Below are 17,020 nucleotides of genomic sequence, written 5' to 3'. Positions count from 1 at the left end.
GCAGGCAATTTCGCGACTACAAAGTTTGTTGAGTTTGACTTTTGCGCGTGCCGGAGGGATGGTCCGGTTGATTTATTATAGCCATTGTGAGGCAAATGTTGCAAAAGGGTCCTCTCCACGCTCATATCATTGAGCGGTTTGACGATATGTCTGAGCAGTTACAGCAGGCAGCGCGTCACATTCTCGAACATCCGCAGGAGGTAGCACTCGTTTCCATGCGAGAGTTGGCACGTAATGCGGGCGTTCAGCCGTCCACCATGACGCGCCTCGCAAAGTTTCTTGGTTTCTCCGGATACGAAGATCTTCGCGGCCAGCACGCCGATGTTATTCGGGTCAGCGCGGATGGATTTGCCGCCCGCGCGATGCAAGGAGACGAAACCGGAACGAATGGTGAGGGTCTGGCGCATCGCATGCTCCAGAGCCTGTCTGCACAGATCGGCCGGCTTTGTGAACCTGAGGCGCTTTCCAGGCTGAGCCAGTTAGCAGAGCGATTAGTGAGAGCCCGCAAGATCTACGTTCTCGGGCTGCGGTCCTGTCATTCGGTAGCTTGGCACTTTCACTATGTGATGACGTTATTGGGCGAAAAGACCGTGCATCTAGATGGTCCCGCCGGTACGGGCGGCGATGCACTTATTCGCGCAACCGCCGATGATATTCTGCTTGCGATATCCATAAATCCCTACTCCCGTTACACGTTGGAAATTGCGGAAACAGCCCTTGAAAAAGGAATGGGCGTCGTTGCGATCACGGACAGCGAGGTATCTCCTCTCGTAGCGATCGCGGAGCACTCGGTTCTTTTCCCGACCGAGAGCCACACCTTTTTCCACACACTCACACCCGCCTTGGCAATTTCGGAGGTCCTTTGCGGGCTTCTGGCAAGCCATGACCGCAAGGCCGCGCTTGAAGAACTTAAACGCGTCGATAGCTATCTATCATCGATGAACACATACGCTGCGTCCATCCCTCGTCGGAAAATTTAAACAAACGAGTGGAGGACCGTAAGTCGGTACCTGAAGAAGTTCGCCCTAGACTGACCTTCCGAGACTTGCTCAAATAAGACTTCCGAGGAGGACGGAGATACGCACTCACGAAGAAACCATCCAGGGTTGGTTTCGAACGCCTTTCTCTAAATACGGACGTGTCAGATAAAATAATGCGTCCAGGACCCGCCCGGATCAGCCCATGAGACCTGGCCACTGCTGGTAAGTTCAGTATTTGTCGCTGAGACTGTTCAACGAACCAGAAGTAACCGGTCCCATTCTTACAATGGGACCGGTAGTTTCGCTTTCGCATTCAGACTGATCCTACTGCGAGTGGACCCTTAAGTCGGATTCATGGCAGGCTTCCACAAGGTGCCCTGGGTTCGCCACAAGGTAAAATAGAGAACTACCAGCCAAACAATGGGCAGAAGCGTCAGCAATGATCCCACAGCAGCGATCGTTGGATCAACCTGCTGCTTCAGGTTTTCCAGCATCTTCAATGGCAAGGTCGGGATTGCATAGCCGCCGACAAACGAGGTTACGATAACTTCATCGAAGGAAGCAAGGAATGCGAACAAGGCACCGCCAATTATGCCAGAGCGTATCAGGGGCAGTGTCACTCGCATGAAGGTCCGAGTAGGTCCGGCACGCATGCTCATGGCCGCCTGTTCTAACGTCCGGTCGAATCCGGAGAGAGTGGCCATTACAATTACGACGACATAACCGATGGCACCAATTGTATGACCTAAGATGATGCCGGTACTTGTCCCAATCAATCCAAGTTTTGCTAACCCTAGATAGACCGCTACGCCGACGACAATAACTGGAATGGTGATAGGCGTCAGGATGACCATTGTCAGGCTTGAACGCAGGCCGGACGAGCAGCGGCTGAGCCCAAAAGCAGCCATAGTGCCGATGATGGTAGATAAACCACTAACTATCAAACCAAATTGAAAGCTGTTCCATGCAGCTGCTATCCAGGAAGGGTCGGAAAAGAAAGAATAATACCACCTGAGAGAAACTTCTTGGGGAGGAAACTCAAGGAACTCTCCCGAATTAAACGAGATTATGATGACGATCACGCCGGGCAAAAGCAGGTAGAACATCACAATTGCGATGAATATTGCTCCGACAATTTTCGACAAGGAAGTGTGATGTTGAGTTTGATAGAGCTTCGCCGTCCAGCGCCGTGCCCGACGCGGTAAGACAAACTCGTTAAGATACCGAATTGCTCTGGTTAATACCCGCAGTCGATCTGGTCGTAGCTTTAACTCAGGTGATCCCGCTTGGCTGTGCGTACCGGCGAGGTTGACACCTACCGCTAACAGAACCACGACTGTGATTGCCAATAATATGAAGGACGCGGCAGCTGTGGGCGCTAGATCCAAAGAGGTCGTGAGCTGCGAATTGATGAGGGCTGAGAGCATCGTATCGCCTAAGCCACCCAGCGCTTGCGGCGTGATGTAGAAACCGAGACAAACAACAAAGACCAGTATGCTACCACTTCGAATTCCCGGGATGCTCAGTGGAAAGTACACGCGCAAAAAGGCGGTGAAAGGTTTGGCGCCCATGCTACGGGCCGCCGCCATCAACGAGCTGTCAATGCTCATCATGACACTAATTATTGGTAAGATCATCATCGGCAGCATGATGTGGACCATACCGACGTAGACGGCAAAACGATTGTAAATAAGTGGCAGCGGACTGTCGATAAGACCAACATTGAGCAACAGGCTGTTGATCAGGCCATTGTCTCCTAGGACAACCGTCCATGCGTATGTGCGAACCAGCGCACTTGTTAGCCAAGTCAGGAAGACCAGCACCATAAGGACCGGTCGTGCTCTGCCCGAAACTGCAATTAGGTAGGCCGTCGGGTAGCCGATAAGCAAACAGATCGCCGTGGCTACCGCGCTTATTTCGAGGGTCAGCAACAGAATCGCGATGTATGATCGCTGTTCGAAAAATCCCACATAATTGACGAGCGAAAGCGCAGGCGCATTCAGGCTAGTTAGAAATAGGAGGATTAAGGGTATGCCGAATACAGCCAATAGGACGCCCAAGGCTGGCATCGTAAGCAGGATTGGCATAGAGTTCATTTTTTGAATCGTCTTCATCAATGCCGTCCTCCTCGTTAGGCAGCGACAAACCGAATGTCGGACCGAAGCCAGTCAAGGCGAACCTCATCGCCGGAACGGAAAACCTCCTGTCCCGAGGCAACATGTTCGCGTGCAATCAGCACCGCGTCCCCCACGCGCACTCGGTATTTCCTCAGCGGTCCCGCATAGATCATATCTTCGACGGTCCCGGAAACAGATTGTCTTTGGTCCGCATCCTCGCGTCTCGCCGCCGAACGCGCGTTGACGCTAATGCGCTCAGGTCGCAGCATCGCAACCATCTCAGAAGACGGCACGACGTCGGATTCGATTTTGAACGCGGCATTTTCCAGGATATTGGCCTCACCCAAAAAGTTTGCGATGAAGCGCGTTTTCGGCCGGTCGTATAAGGCTTCCGGTGTATCGATCTGATCGATTTGACCGGCTCGCATAACGACGATGCGGTCGGACAAGGTGAGTGCTTCCTCCTGGTCGTGGGTTACACAAATTGTAGTTTTTCCAAATTCCTTGTGTAGGTCCTTGATCTCAACTTGCATCTGCTCACGTAGGTTGCGGTCGAGCGCGCCAAGCGGTTCGTCCAGCAGCAAGACTGGTGGATCGGAAATAAGGGCGCGCGCGAGAGCCACGCGTTGTTGCTGGCCTCCACTCAACTGCGATGGCAGGCGGCTACCGAACTCATCTAGATGAACGCGTGCAAGCATCCGGTTGACACGTGCTGCTCTCTCGGCAGCCTTAATTCCGCGCATTTCAAGCGGGAACTCCAAGTTGCGGCGTACCGTCAGGTGCGGGAATAGAGCGTAACTCTGGAATACGATACCCTGGTCGCGACGATATGAGGGCACGTCTGAGACGGATTTTCCGGCTATCAGAATGTCGCCGCGGCTGGGTGCCGTGAAACCTGCAAGCAGCATCAACGCTGTTGTTTTTCCGGAGCCACTCGGACCAAGAATAGTTAAGAACTCATTGCGGGAAACGGAAAGGGAAATGTCTTTAACTGCTGCAACGGCCCCATACATCTTCGTGACGTTGCAGAATTCGATTTCGATGGGAACTGGAGATGCCTCCAACACTTTATCCTCGGCAGGCAGGTGACTTTTCAGTTTCAAGTTCATTGCGATACTCCGCCAGGACCACACGCCAACCAGACGCGCGGGCCTGGAAAGACAGGGTCGTTTAGTAAAGTGGCGCCTCCAGTCAGCGAGGCCGCAAACGTAGCCGAGAGGACTAGCGCCACCGATGCTAGTGAAACGTTGAGGATTACTGAAGAATCCATTCATTCCAACGCTGAGCGAGTCGCTCCTTGTTAGACTTGCCGTCCGGCCCTACCTCAACGTACCATTTCGCATTCAGAGGGAAACTCGAGGCTGTATACTCCGGATGTGAAGCTAGCTTCCGAGCAACATCGTCGGGTATCGTGTTGTAGGCGTTTTTGTTGGTCGGACCCTGCCCAATCAATTTAGCAAAAGCAGCCTGCCGGTCAGCCCGCCCTGTCAACTCGATAAATTTTTGGGCGTGTTGCGAGTTAGGGCTGCCCTTCGGAATGCACCAGTAGTCGGTCATCAGCTTTGCCTGGTTCCGATTGATTTCAATCGGCCGACCTTCATCGACAAGTGAAATTATCCGGCCGTCGTAGGCCTGCATCACATCTGCGATATTGTCCCGCATAATCTGCAAGACCTCGGAACCACTCGTCCACCATTTGCGGATATGGGGCTTGATCTTGTCCAAGCTAGCAAAAACACGATCTATATCCAGGGGATAAAGCTTGTCCATGGGAACTCCGTCGGCCAAAAGAGCCTCCTCCCAAGGTCCGACTCCACCGTCGCCGGTGGTTAGCGAGCGAACACCGGGAAATTTTTCAACATCCCAAAACTCGGCCCATGTTGTCGGCCGTGACTTTCCAGAAGGGAACTTCTTAGTGTTCCACGCCATGTTCATAGAGTAGACATACGAGGCAAAGCCGTTGGGGTGTTTAGCGTACTCTGCTACTGCCTCCAGCTCTTCCTTTTTCCAGATAGAATAGTCAATTTCCTCAAGGTAGCCCTTAGCGGTAAGGGGATCCACATTTGTCTGCCCGAGGTTGACGACGTCGGCTGAAACGTTCTTTGTGTCCACCATCATCGCGATCTGCGTCGATGAGAAGTCTGCCTTAACAGGAATGACTTTAACGCCTGTCTCAGCTTCGAACGGCTTTACATAAGCCTCCATCACCGCGTCGCCCCAATTGCCGCCGCTCATATTGACTTTCAACTCACCCGCTGATGCTGCCCGAGCGTCACCAGCCGTGGAAGACAGCGCACCTACTGCAATTAAAGACGATGTCGCTTGCATGAAGTGCCTGCGATTTATCAGAATGCTCATATTCGTTCTCCCTCTATTACCCTTGCTCATTGGGAAGGGCTTCCAATTGCATCGCAGTCGGGAAACCCCACGACGGTCACGCCAATGGTCACAGAGTGACGCAGTAAGGCTGCATCTGCTTTGCGCCGACCGGCTGCTTCGCGACGCCATAGCTTTTGCAGCAGGCACCGGGTTCCTCCAAGTGAAGCGCGGGACTGGTCGCTTCAACGAATGCCTAGCGCAATGCGGCACCTATTGCAACAAATGTTTTATAACGACCGATATGAGCCAAGCGTCTTATTGTGAGTGCTGGTGAGATTTCGGCCTCTCCTAGGGGAACACGGTGTACCGAATAGGAGGAGAAATGGGACGTCTCGTTTCGCGGATAGCAACGGAGGAGCAGCCTGATTGATCAAGGGCAACATTCAAGGGCATGTACTCTTTTATCCCAGATCACCTGAGCTGGCATAAACACCGCGGTGCCGGCAGTTTGGGCTGCCTGCTTCCAAAGCCAGGTGCGCGGCGATCCAGCTTATCAACCGGCCCATTCCGGCGAACACAGAACGACCGGAAATAACTCCGCTGTTAACGGCTGTCACGCCGATAAGCTTGCGTCGTGACCGCCGGATTCAACTCTTCCCTCCGGATCCGGGGGCATTATTGGAATGCTTGATAACGCCATGAAGACGCCGGGCCAAAGAGTGCCAGATGCCACTCAACGTTCAATAATAGGTAAGTCGATGTAGCAGCCGGCGTGATGGAACTTCAGGAACGGTGGTGGTCCGTCCTCGGGAACATTGGCGAATGTACCCTTGACACTGCCGGCGAGAACCAGTCTCAGACTATAACCCGCTGGAATGAGAGCCGAGATCGGTTGCAAGGTGAATGACAGGATCGCAGACTTACCAGGGGTGAGCGGTTCAGCGTCCTCACTCAAATAGCTATGCTGCGGTCCCAGCACGCTGAGGGGAGAGTCTGTCCATACCTTTCGGTGGCGAGCACGCAGATTACCCTCCGTAATATAGCAGGACACCCCGTCCGGCCTCACAGCCTCGAGATACACAAAAAAGGCGCCATCCTCGCGTGTCGAGGTGATGTCCAATTGGACAACAGGATGTCCGGTGACCTCAAGCTCCCGCGTCAGCGGCTCACTCGTGTAGACGAGGCGCGCCGCGTCGAACTCTCTCCGGTCTCCATAATCGACCTTATCCATGAATTCCAATGCACCACCATTTGTTTCCCACCGGTTTGAGATCACATCCGCGAGTTCGGGATCGACCTGCAGCGTTTCTAATCCAGTCTTGTCGGTCGATGAGCTTAGGAGTCGGGAGCCGCTTGCCGTGTACCAACGTTGGCGTGTTGCCGGAATGGGCCAGGCGCGAGTTGATTTCCAAGCGCCCTCCCCGAGCGTATAGTAGTGGAGGACCTTCCCTCCCTCGTCGGCCGCTTCCCCAGCGAAGCAGCCGGCGGCGAAGCGGACCCAATTCGCCTCTTGGGCCGCGAGGAGGGGAGCGACCTCCTCACCGGCGGGACGGAGCGGGTCGGTGGCTGCCGTGGCACCATGGTTCCATGGGCCGATGATTATGCTCGCCAGATTTGACTGTAGCAGGAACTGGCGAATAGATCCTTCCGCCGATACAGAATCGAACCAACCGCCCCAATTTTGAATTGGAACACCAGAGCGAGATATGCACTCTGCCGCCGTCTGTGGTGACCAGTCGAACCCGGAGGTGTCCATGCCAAAATACTCGTCCTTGTCCATACTCTGCTGCAGACGCGGGCGAGAGGGCGCTTTCTCGTGTTCGGACAAGGCGGCGGCCAGTTCCGCCGCCTCCCCAACGGGACGAACGCCCCGCGAGGGTTGGCTTTCACCAGTATTCTTGGAAGACACATTGTGGTTCAGGTTTTTGAGCTGGCTGTCCCACTGGAGTTGCGTGAGGTTGCGGATTCCGCCCGGGAAATCGATATCCTCATAAATACTGTAATCAACAAAACGTGCCACAACTCCCTTCAGGGCGGGATTGCCCAACGACGCCATCCAGGTTGCGGAGTTGGCAGTGTAGGAAAGGCCATAGCCGACCACGTTACCCGTGGACCATGGCTGAGCAGCGATCCAGTCCAAAACGTCGCTGAAGTCCAGGATCTCGTCGCGAGTGCGGTGGCCGGGCCATTCGCCGAAAGAAGCGCCGGTTCCACGAACATCTCCAACAACCACGGCGTAGCCGTGCGGGACAAACAGGTCAGCATATCTATTCGAAGGCTCGCCGTTTTGGCCGCGCCAATAGCACGTCATCACCAGAATTGTATCGAGCTTCGCACTTTCGCCGTCACCCATTGGACGCGTGACGTCCAAGGCTAGCCGCACGCCGTCGCGCGTAGACACATACACCGACTCCAATGAGCCTACCTCGTACGACCGCTTAGGTTTACCACGAAGATCCAAGCCGAAGATCGATGGTTGCGTCTCTTGCGATTTGTCGATTGTCGCCGACGAAAGCGCACCCGTCTTCGTTGATGACTGATTCACGATGCTCATTGGTTCCTCCTACCAGACCAGACGGACTACGCTGCGTAATTACCCTAACCAGAACAGGCCCGCAACATATGTTTTATATTCAGTCCTATGAATCAAATGTCTCCGTTCGGAGAACTCGCGCGAAAGGTCACGAGAAGCGGCGAAAGATGCGCTTGAATTTGAGGGTGCAGAGCACGATTCCGCAAGGAGCGGATCACTTTTCCGACAGTGCCCAACTCCCAAAATGCGGAGAATATCAGGGCAATCCGGTCCTGCACTTCCTGGTTTGAATCCTTCATCACGATACCATTGGCGTCCCGCTCCAATCCGGCTGGCAACAGCAACGCCAACTCGCCCCGTTCTGCCTTGCTGAGCAGACCAGCCGTCAGGCGGCCACGAAGCGTGTGCAATTCGACTTCCGAGATCGTACCCTTCAGGCCAAGCAACAGGCGCCCGTTGGCCGAACCCGGGTCGTAAACACCATCGCGGTCGCCGATGAGGCATTGCCGATAACCGCATAGATCAAGGAGCGGATACCAATCGGAACAATTGCGGGCAAGCCGCGTCACTTCATACGAGAGAACGATGCCAACTTCGCCCAGAGTGACGCGCGCGAGGAGATCTTTGAAGCCGGTACGGTGAACCGCCGCCGCGCCGCTCTGACCAAGGTCCGCGTCGATCACTTCGATATCGTTGTCTTCCCAGCCGAGATCCCCCGCACGCTGATGCAATGCATATTGCAACCGCAGGCTCTCCTGGTTGTTGACCATCTGATGTGGCGTCGATTGCCGGATATAAATCACGGCCTTTCGGCACAAATGTTGGGTCGTTATCAGATCCGACATCATGGCTCGCCCTCCAGAGAACCATGCGGTTTCGATAGGGGTGATTCGGTTTCTGACGTCAGGCTATCATGCTCAGCCATATCGTCGGAACTTTGCGGCGCCTGCGCCTTTGCACCGATGACCAGGCGAATAAAATCGCGAACGCTCGCAGTCGAAAGCTTGGCTGAAGGCACATCTGGTGCCGATGGATACAAATTGGTGGCTGATATCGGAATCTTCAGGAAAACATCATCGCGATAAACGACAAGAAGTTGCCGAAAAGGCCCGACGCTGCTTGGTCCCGCCGCCAAAACAAAGTCGCGCCCATAGAGAGGATGCGTCCGATCCGTAACGGTTATCCGTTGATCATCCCCAAAACTAATTGGGGCATTAAGATGTGTGCTCGTAGACACCGTCCTCGTCGAGGATCAGGGTGTCAGCAAGGGCGCAGATCTCGAGCAGACGCTGCCAGTCGGCATTGTTGCGCGCCAGACGGGAGACCTCCAGGCCCATGACGATCCCGGCATGCCCCATGCCGACATCGCTGACCAGGCGCTGAAATCCTTCACGCCAGACCGCCGATGCGCCGGATTCGCCTTGATCGTTATCGATGACGATAATCTGCTCCTCGCGCCAACCCAGGGCGATAGCGCGGCCGCGAAGCGCATATTGGCGCATGGCGCTCTCGGTATTGTCGATGACTTGCCGCATCGAAGATTGGCGGATGTAGAGGTAGGCGCTGCGTTCACGGTGATGGGACTGGACTTTGAGGTGTACATTCATGGTGCTCTCCGTTGGTGGATGCTCATGGCGATGGTCGCCAGGACATGAACGACGGCGCTGAGTTCGCCGTGCGCGGGCCCATCCCCACATGCCGCGGCGCAGAAAAAGCATGAGGCCGCTACGGGCCTTGAGCGGCAGAACTTCGCCGAGAGCTGCGCTGCGCAGCACCTCGTACTGGTCCGCGATGTCAGGCAATGAACATGCCGGTCCCGTGGTAACGTCTAGCGGATCGTTTTTTTTAATACCCGCTCGATCGTCCTGGGATGTAGTGCGATATCGAGTTCCTGGCGGAGCAGCTTGGCCAGTTCCCGGGCGCGAACGGGTTCGCCTGGGGCGAGCTGCGCCTGCAGAAATGCCAGGACTTTGTCGTCGATCTTGTGGGGACCGCGGGGCCCCGGCTTTATCGGCACCAGTCCGGCAATCCCGGTCAGGTCGAAGTTCGCCTTGGCCTGGTAGTAGGTCGGCCTGGAAACACCATATTCGTCGGAGGCCTCCGTCACCGACACCTTGTCGATGGAGACGCGACGCAGCATCTCGTATTTGACCTGCACGGCGTCGTGCGGATCGAAGAACTCGCTGCCCCGAAACTTTGGATCGCGCACCTTCTCGGGGGTTGGATTGAACGTGCCCTCTTCGATGAGGACATCCGTCTTTGTGCGCTTGCTGTCGTACTTCGCAGACATCGATGGCTCCGAGGACGTGAAGCGACATTATCGTAAGTTTCATTATGACGCATTTTACTGCCTCGTCAAGGCGATCTTTATCGTCTATCACCGACATTATGCCATGGTTGCAAGCGTATTCCTTCATGGATGTCATCCTTTGCGGCATAATCCGCTCTTTACAGAAGCGGCATATTTATCTTTACATCCTGGCACGTCATCGCGTGCCCGATTTGCTGGAAAGGCGCTCCACCAGGCCGGTCAATTCCATTAAGTCGGCGACACGCAAGAGCGATCGTCCGCTGCTCATGGCAACTTCAGGATCCGGGCTCACAAGATCAGTCCATTGCGGGGGAACCGACCAAACGGTGGCATCCTCGGTCTGCAGCAAAAGGCGTTCACCATGCCGGTTGTAGCGCTTGCCGACACACGGCAACTGCCGTGGGAATAGAGGATGAAACGGATGCGTGACCCGTACTAACTGCGTATCTGCGTTGGTAGAGGCTGCATTCGCTTGTGAGGTGCAAGGTTTTGGAACGCGGATACTTTCCGTGGCCAACAGCGAAAGAAGGCGTTGCGCACCTGACGCAGGCCCAGCTTTCCATGCTCGTTGAGGGGATCGATTGGCGCCGACCGGCGTGGACTTCCGCTCCTGGCCGAATGGGATAAGGTCCTTATTTTACAGGGAATTCCAGGCAAATTGCTGGCGATTCGCGCGCAAATCAGCTACGTTTTGTGGCATGGAAACAACGCCGCTGCACAGTCAGGACGAGCTATCTGTTTTGCGCGCGCTCGTCGCTGAACAGGCGGCGAAACTCAGCGCGCAAGAAGCCGAAGTCAGCAAGCGCGACTCCATTATCGGTCTTCTGCGCGCGCAGTTGGAACTGCTGCGCCATCGACAACATGGCCCTTCTTCGGAAAAGATAGAACCGCAAAATCGAGCAATTCGAGCTGATGCTGGAGGAAGATCGAGGCTTCTCGCGCTGAGGCCGATGCGCGCTCTGCGAACTCCCCCTTGCCGGAGTTAGACGACGAACCGGACAAGCCGAAGCGCAGACCGCTGCCGGATGGCCTTCCAATTGAAGAGCTGGTCTACGCGGCACCCTGCAATTGTCCGACTTGTGGTGGCACATCTTTCCTGAAGGCGGCTGACAAGGTGGTCCAGGTGATGGAGCACGTACCGGCGTCCGTAAAGATTGTCCGCCATATCGAAAAGCGCATGGTCTGCAAGGACTGCGATACGACGGTGTCTGGCGAAATGCCGACCTTGCCGATCGGACGAGGCAAGCCAGGTCCGGGGTTGCTCGCGCATATCATGGTCGCCAAGTTCGACGATCACATCCCGCTCTACCGTCTCTCCGAGATGTACGACCGCCTGGGAATAGACATCTCCCGGTCTGTCATGGCGGACTGGGTTGGTCGTGTGTCCGTTCTGCTCTCGCCCCTCATCTTGCTGATCAGAGCCCATATCGCCGCGGTCGGCCGAATACACACGGACGATACGGAAAAAGCTGGCTCTTCGCCGGCTCCGACAAGGGCGGCGAGCGCATCGCGGATATCCTGACGATCATCGAGACGGCCAAACAACATGGCCTCAATCCGGAGGTCTATCTCACAGACGTCCTAACCCGGATCCAAGATCATCCCACGGATCGCCTTGAAGACTGCTGGCGTGGCAGTGGGCGCCGGCAAAAGACCTGCACGAGGCTGCCTGATTGCCCGCTCGAACCCGGAAATGCTGATCGAGATCGAGGTCACGGCGTTTCGGGGATAAGGCAGAACGACGGATAAGGCTGCCCCTCAGCATGACCCGATCCCCCGCAAGCGGGGCGCGGGGGACTGGAAGAGCGCCGCTCATCTCTTCGCCCCGCTTGCCGGGAGAAGGTCGCGGCAGCGGGATGATTATCTACACGCTTAAAGAGATCGCTGGCATGATCGGCGAGAACCTCGAACTGCTCGAGGAAGTCACCAGCAACTCGGACAAATATCGCCGAGGCGAAATGGTCCACGTCCGTGACGGCAGCGAATACGGCACAAGAGGCTTGACTGGCGATGGCGTAGAGGGCCTCCAAGAGCTTCTCGCGGACATACGGGACGTGGGACGGGGCGGGATCCGCCAGTTTCTCATTGACGAACGATGCGATCCCGAAATGATCGAGCGCACTATGGCCGACGAGGTAAAGCGCAACCGCTAGCTAGTGCACGTCCATAAACGCCTGTTTTGCAGGGTTTTAGAGGTGTTTGCTCGCTGAAGCGGTCTTTTTTCGGGAGGCGTGATGGCACTTGGCTTGCAGGTTGTGGTCGAAGGGCAATTTGGCGGCGGTCGGGTCGTGGGGCATCCGCCGGCGCTCGCGGCGTGTTCCTGAACGCGGCGCGGTGACCGGCGTCAGGTCGGCCTGAGACGGGCGAAGAGGGCGAGATTGTAGGCGACCACCGGAGGACCAGACGTAGCTCTTGAAGTGGTCAAGCCCGCGCCAGGTGCAGCGGGCCAGGGTCCGCTTCAAGATGCCGGCCCGGAAGTTTCTGAGCTTTCGATGCACCCAGCGGCTCCTGACCATGTCTTCGATCCTGAGGCCGCTCTTCTTGTGGAAGGCCATGTCGCGTACGCCCCAGGCCTTGGCCTGGCGCAGGTATTCACGACTTGCATAGCCGCCGTCGGCGGCCGCCTGCCGCGGCGCCTCGCCATAGAAGGCTATGTGGCGCTCCAGTAAGGGCAAGAGCCGCTCGCTGTCGGCTGGATTGCCCGGTCGATGACGAGATCGAGGATCAGTCCGCTCCTGCCGGTGGTCAGATTGAGCTTATGTCCGTAATCGACGTCGCGGCTGCCCCTGACAATGATGTCGGCATGCGGTTCGAACAGGCTGACAAGCTTCTCGCCGGCCGGCACCGCTTCGCCGGCCAGCACCCGCCGCTCGGTCTGGGCGATGATCTGCGTGATCAGTGGCTGATAGTGGCGAACCTGGCCTGCCAGAGTTTGCCCGCCGGACCCGCCGCCAGCGGCAACTGTGCCGCCGCCTGCTGCAGATAATCCAGGGTGTTCCGGGCGATCTTGAGCAGAGCGCGGTAGTGCTGAACCCGTTTCGAGCGACCGCGGGTATACTCGATCACCCGACCCCGCTTCTTCGCCGCGCGGCAGTGCCTGCATCGTCCACCTGATCCGGCACCCTTTGGAGTTCGTATCCTACAAGGATAGAAGGACCGTTGCACCGGCGTTGAGAGCCATCTACCGCGCCCGGATGGCGAAGCGGGCCTGAATGCGCGGCGACAAACAAGGTGAGACTCGTATTGCCTCGCCTGTGAATGTTCCTGATGCACTTGATCATTGCCTCACAAGATTGCTCCTTTCTGCTGCGAGCGTTCAAGTCGCGGAGAGTTGAGCTGTTTCGGAATTTGCGCCGAAGATCATGGCATGGGCTTTATTTCGACGCCACTCTTTGACGCGCCGTTGCACTGTTCGCAGGAGTCCGTCGGGGTACTCATTCGGATAACGCTCTTGAAGCCGCTCGAGCAACTCGCGGCCTGTCCGCCAAGGTTCCTCCTCAAACCAAGAGCGGAGATCGTCGGTCACGCGGATGAGCGGGTCTGGTCTACGTCGCTCTCGGCGCAGTTTTGGTTTCGCTTTGGCCGTCGGACGGACTTCGCCTTCCGTCCAGGCGTGGCGCAGGTTCTGCAAGAACGTTTCGATATCCGGCGTGGCTGTTGACAGCGAGGCATTGCTGGCAACCTCGACAAGACGCTGCTGCGCTGTTCGAATATCGCGCAATAGTTTCACAGGATCCAACTGATCGCCGATGTGCGATAGCCGATTTCGGACTTCGGTCGGTGTTCTCGGATCTGCCAAGAGCCTCTGATAGGGTGTCGCAGGAGGATGATAGATCTTTTTGACCACCGCGCCATCGCGACGCTTCTCCCGCAGCTTAAAGGATGGCTGAAAGAAGTTTATGAACAAGCGCACCGATCGGTATAGATCGGCCAGGGTCGCAGCGGCCTCGACCCCCTCATAGCGATGATAACCAACAATGCGGCGAACGATCGACCCATTCTTCTGCTCGACGAAAGCCTGATCATTCTTGCGGTAGGGACGGCAACGCGTGAACTCGATATTGGAATCAAGGCAGTAATCCCTGATCGTTTCGTTGATGAACACGCTGTCATTGTCCGTATCGAAGCCGAGCAGCGGAAACGGCATCAGACGCCGCAACTCACTCAACACTTCCGTCAGAAGCTTCTGCTCACGCACAAGCAGAGGCGCACATTCCGTCCAGCCACTGGCAATATCGGTGAGGACTAGCGTTTGGACGAAGCTGCCCCGCGCAACGGGGCCGGAGTGGGAGACAAGATCTGCTTCAACAAACCCAGGCGCGGGATCATCCCAGTCAGAGAATGTCCGGACGGGGACGCTACGCCTTAACGCAGACGAAGCCACCGAATGCCGGCGTCGCCGGCCGCCCGCTGTTTCGCGAATGTCTTTCAGAGCGCGATCAATCGTCGCGGCGCTCATCTGCAATAACAGAGCCCGAACCCGGTCATCCAGGTTGAGGTGTCCGTGCCGCTCCATGGAGATGACCAGCGTCGGGAGCAGCGCCTTTAGCCGCTTTCCACAAACACGGTCGGACGACTCCCACAACACGATAAGCGCTTGGCGGGCGGCTTCGTCATAGATCCGAGGACGTGGTCGAGACGCGACTTGATTATGTGTGCCGCGGAGTAACCGCATCGCATGTTTCCGGTGCATGCCGCTGATCGCAACGAACTGATCGAGAATGCGCGATTTTTCCTCTCGGCTGCCTTGGAGGTAGCGCTTTGCTAAAGCTGCAATCAATTCTTTCTTGGTCGTCACGCTGATGTGCCTCATCTGATTTGCTCCGCACCCACAAATGCTGGGAGCAAATCAGATGAGGCAACGGCCAATAATCAAGGAGCATTTTTGGCGAGGCAATGCGCCGCCAAGGCGTCGATCAGCCGGGCGACGGCTTACCGCATCGAGAAGGATGCGCGTCTTCCATCGCAGACCAAGCCGCCGCGCGACCGGCGTCGCCCCGATCCCCTTGAGCACATCTTCGACGCCGAGGTTGTTCCGCTCCTCAAGGCCGCGCCCGGCATCCGAGCGGTCGCCGTTTACAACGAGATGCTGCGGCGTCATCCAGAGCTGTCAGAAGGTGTTCGCCGTACGATTGAGCGTCGTATCCGATCATGGCGGGCTGTTCACGGTCAGGAGCAGGAAGTGATCTTCCGTCAGATGCACGAACCCGGTCGGTTAGGACTGTCGGATTTTACCGACATGGGCAGCCTCGGCGTGACGATCGCCGGCCAATCGCTCGATCATCTGCTTTATCACTTCCGGCTGGTCTGGTCGGGCTTCGAGCATGCCCATGTCATCCTGGGTGGAGAGAGCTTCGTCGCTCTGGCCGAGGGGCTGCAGAACGCCCTGTGGTCGGTTGGCGGTTCGCCGCTCTATCATCGCAGCGACAGCTTATCGGCCGCCTTCCGCAACCTCGATGCCGACGCCAAGGTCGATCTGACGCATCGCTACGACGAACTGTGCGCCCATTATCGCATGACGCCGACGCGCAACAACAAGGGCGTCGCGCACGAGAACGGCTCGATCGAAAGTTCCCACGGCCATCTCAAGAATGCGATCCGCGATGCTCTGCTGATGCGCGGAACCAGGGACTTTGGCGACCTCGGATCCTATCGCGCCTTCATCGATGAGATCGTCAGCCGCCGCAATGCCGCACATGGCAAGCGCATCGATGCCGAGCGCACGCATCTGCAAGCTCTTCCCGATCGTCGCACCACCGACTTCGAAGAGGTCATCGTCACCGTATCGAGCACCGGCGGCTTCGCCTTGCGCAAGGTCTTCTACACCGTGCCTTCCCGTCTGATTGGCCACCGGCTGCGGGTGCGTCTGTTCGACGATCGCCTCGACGTCTTCATCGGCGGCACGCATCTGCTGACATTACCCCGAGGCCGCGCCCACGCGAGTGGCAAGCACGATCAAGTCGTCAACTATCATCACGTCATTCAGGCACCGTAAAGTTAACCGACGGCTGATGAAGATGTGCGTACATGGGCCATGTCAGAAGTTGCTCGTGATCCGCTTTATCGTCGCCACCGCTTTCCCGCTGAGATCATTGCGCACGCGGTATGGCTCTACTTTCGCTTTCCGCTCAGCCTGCGCATGGTTGAGGACATGCTGGCGGCCCGCGGCATCATCGTCACGCATCAGACCATTCGAAGCTGGGCGGAGAAATTCGGACGGCATTTCGCCCGGGAGATCAAGCGACGGTCAGCCGGCTGCCTGGGCGACAAATGGCATCTCGACGAATGTGTGGTGGCCATCAATGGCAAGAAGCAGTGGCTCTGGCGTGCGGTCGATCAGGACGGCTTCGTCCTCGACGTACTGGTGCAAAGCCGCCGAAATGCCAAGGCGGCAAAGCGTCTGATGCGTAAGTTGCTGAAGGCTCAAGGGCGGACACCACGGGTCATGATCACCGACAAGCTCCGGTCCTATGATGCCGCCAGGCGTGACCTCATGCCCGGTGTCGAACACCGGTCGCACAAAGGCCTCAATAATCGAGCGGAAAATTCGCACCAGCCGACCCGACGACGCGAAAGGACCATGAAACGCTTCAAGTCGGCATGCCAGCTTCAGCGGTTCGTTTCCATCCATGATCCGATTGCCAACCTGTTCCACTTTCCCCGCAATACGCTGTCATCGGCTCAACATCGAGACCTGCGTAACGCCGCCATGCAAATCTGGAACAAAATCGCGTGTGTCGCCGCAGCCTGACAGCCGTCC

Annotated in this window: 11 protein-coding genes and 6 pseudogenes; 7 read left to right on the top strand and 10 right to left on the bottom strand. The window is 56.8% G+C overall.

Going from position 1 to position 17,020, the window contains the following annotated elements; all coding sequences use genetic code 11:
- Nucleotides 1-95: 95 nt before the first annotated feature.
- Complete coding sequence (locus WGT02_RS30100; RefSeq protein ID WP_208245798.1) at nt 96-980, top strand: MurR/RpiR family transcriptional regulator; 885 nt, start codon at nt 96-98, stop codon at nt 978-980.
- A 341-nt stretch (nt 981-1,321) separates the two neighbouring features.
- Here WGT02_RS30100 and WGT02_RS30095 read toward each other — a convergent pair whose 3' ends face one another.
- The 8 genes and pseudogenes from WGT02_RS30095 to WGT02_RS30060 form a co-directional block, all read right to left on the bottom strand.
- Nucleotides 1,322-3,094, bottom strand: a complete 1,773-nt coding sequence (locus WGT02_RS30095; RefSeq protein WP_208245796.1) for an ABC transporter permease subunit — start codon at nt 3,092-3,094, stop codon at nt 1,322-1,324.
- Between the two features lie 17 nt (nt 3,095-3,111).
- Nucleotides 3,112-4,206 carry an ABC transporter ATP-binding protein gene (locus WGT02_RS30090; protein ID WP_208245794.1) on the bottom strand — a complete coding sequence of 365 codons (1,095 nt, stop codon included), beginning with the start codon at nt 4,204-4,206 and terminating at the stop codon, nt 3,112-3,114.
- 145 nt (nt 4,207-4,351) lie between these two features.
- Nucleotides 4,352-5,455, bottom strand: coding sequence for an ABC transporter substrate-binding protein (locus tag WGT02_RS30085; protein WP_208245792.1), 1,104 nt, complete (start codon nt 5,453-5,455; stop codon nt 4,352-4,354).
- 694 nt (nt 5,456-6,149) lie between these two features.
- A complete protein-coding gene (locus tag WGT02_RS30080) occupies nt 6,150-7,970 on the bottom strand; it encodes a CocE/NonD family hydrolase (RefSeq protein ID WP_208245790.1) in 1,821 nt (606 codons plus the stop codon).
- Between the two features lie 167 nt (nt 7,971-8,137).
- Nucleotides 8,138-8,797 (bottom strand): annotated as a pseudogene (locus WGT02_RS30075) (recombinase family protein); the annotation flags it as partial.
- 369 nt (nt 8,798-9,166) lie between these two features.
- A pseudogene (locus WGT02_RS30070) lies at nt 9,167-9,556 on the bottom strand (recombinase family protein); the annotation flags it as partial.
- Between the two features lie 221 nt (nt 9,557-9,777).
- The gene (locus WGT02_RS30065) at nt 9,778-10,239 is read right to left on the bottom strand and encodes a helix-turn-helix domain-containing protein (RefSeq protein ID WP_208245784.1); all 462 of its coding nucleotides are present in this window, start codon (nt 10,237-10,239) and stop codon (nt 9,778-9,780) included.
- 196 nt (nt 10,240-10,435) lie between these two features.
- Complete coding sequence (locus WGT02_RS30060) at nt 10,436-10,654, bottom strand: DUF5372 family protein (RefSeq protein WP_208245782.1); 219 nt, start codon at nt 10,652-10,654, stop codon at nt 10,436-10,438.
- Nucleotides 10,655-10,734: 80 nt separating this feature from the next.
- Here WGT02_RS30060 and tnpB point away from each other — a divergent pair, with 80 nt between their 5' ends.
- The 3 genes and pseudogenes from tnpB (at nt 10,735) to WGT02_RS30045 (ending at nt 12,413) form a co-directional block, all read left to right on the top strand.
- Complete coding sequence (gene tnpB, locus WGT02_RS30055; protein ID WP_225040300.1) at nt 10,735-10,887, top strand: transposase; 153 nt, start codon at nt 10,735-10,737, stop codon at nt 10,885-10,887.
- A gap of 71 nt (nt 10,888-10,958) precedes the next feature.
- Nucleotides 10,959-11,933: pseudogene (locus tag WGT02_RS30050) on the top strand (transposase).
- 183 nt (nt 11,934-12,116) lie between these two features.
- On the top strand, nt 12,117-12,413 hold the full coding sequence (locus WGT02_RS30045; protein ID WP_208245777.1) for a hypothetical protein: 297 nt from the start codon (nt 12,117-12,119) through the stop codon (nt 12,411-12,413).
- A 191-nt stretch (nt 12,414-12,604) separates the two neighbouring features.
- On the opposite strand, the pseudogene WGT02_RS30040 reads toward WGT02_RS30045, so the two are convergent.
- Nucleotides 12,605-13,356 (bottom strand): annotated as a pseudogene (locus WGT02_RS30040) (transposase); the annotation flags it as partial.
- Nucleotides 13,357-13,358: 2 nt separating this feature from the next.
- Between WGT02_RS30040 and WGT02_RS30035 the strand changes: the two are divergent.
- Nucleotides 13,359-13,463 (top strand): annotated as a pseudogene (locus WGT02_RS30035) (transposase); the annotation flags it as partial.
- Nucleotides 13,464-13,576: 113 nt separating this feature from the next.
- On the opposite strand, the gene WGT02_RS30030 reads toward WGT02_RS30035, so the two are convergent.
- Entirely contained in the window at nt 13,577-15,073 is a 1,497-nt protein-coding gene (locus WGT02_RS30030) for a DDE-type integrase/transposase/recombinase (RefSeq protein ID WP_208245018.1), read from the bottom strand.
- Between the two features lie 72 nt (nt 15,074-15,145).
- Between WGT02_RS30030 and istA the strand changes: the two are divergent.
- A pseudogene (gene istA, locus WGT02_RS30025) lies at nt 15,146-16,249 on the top strand (IS21 family transposase); the annotation flags it as partial.
- 45 nt (nt 16,250-16,294) lie between these two features.
- The gene (locus WGT02_RS30020; RefSeq protein WP_208245775.1) at nt 16,295-17,011 is read left to right on the top strand and encodes an IS6 family transposase; all 717 of its coding nucleotides are present in this window, start codon (nt 16,295-16,297) and stop codon (nt 17,009-17,011) included.
- Nucleotides 17,012-17,020 lie beyond the last annotated feature (9 nt).

The organism is Rhizobium sp. T1470 (assembly GCF_042140505.1).
GTDB lineage: Bacteria > Pseudomonadota > Alphaproteobacteria > Rhizobiales > Rhizobiaceae > Rhizobium > Rhizobium favelukesii.
The sequence above is the reverse complement of the archived record's forward strand: the minus strand, read 5'-3'. Positions and strand labels throughout refer to the sequence as shown.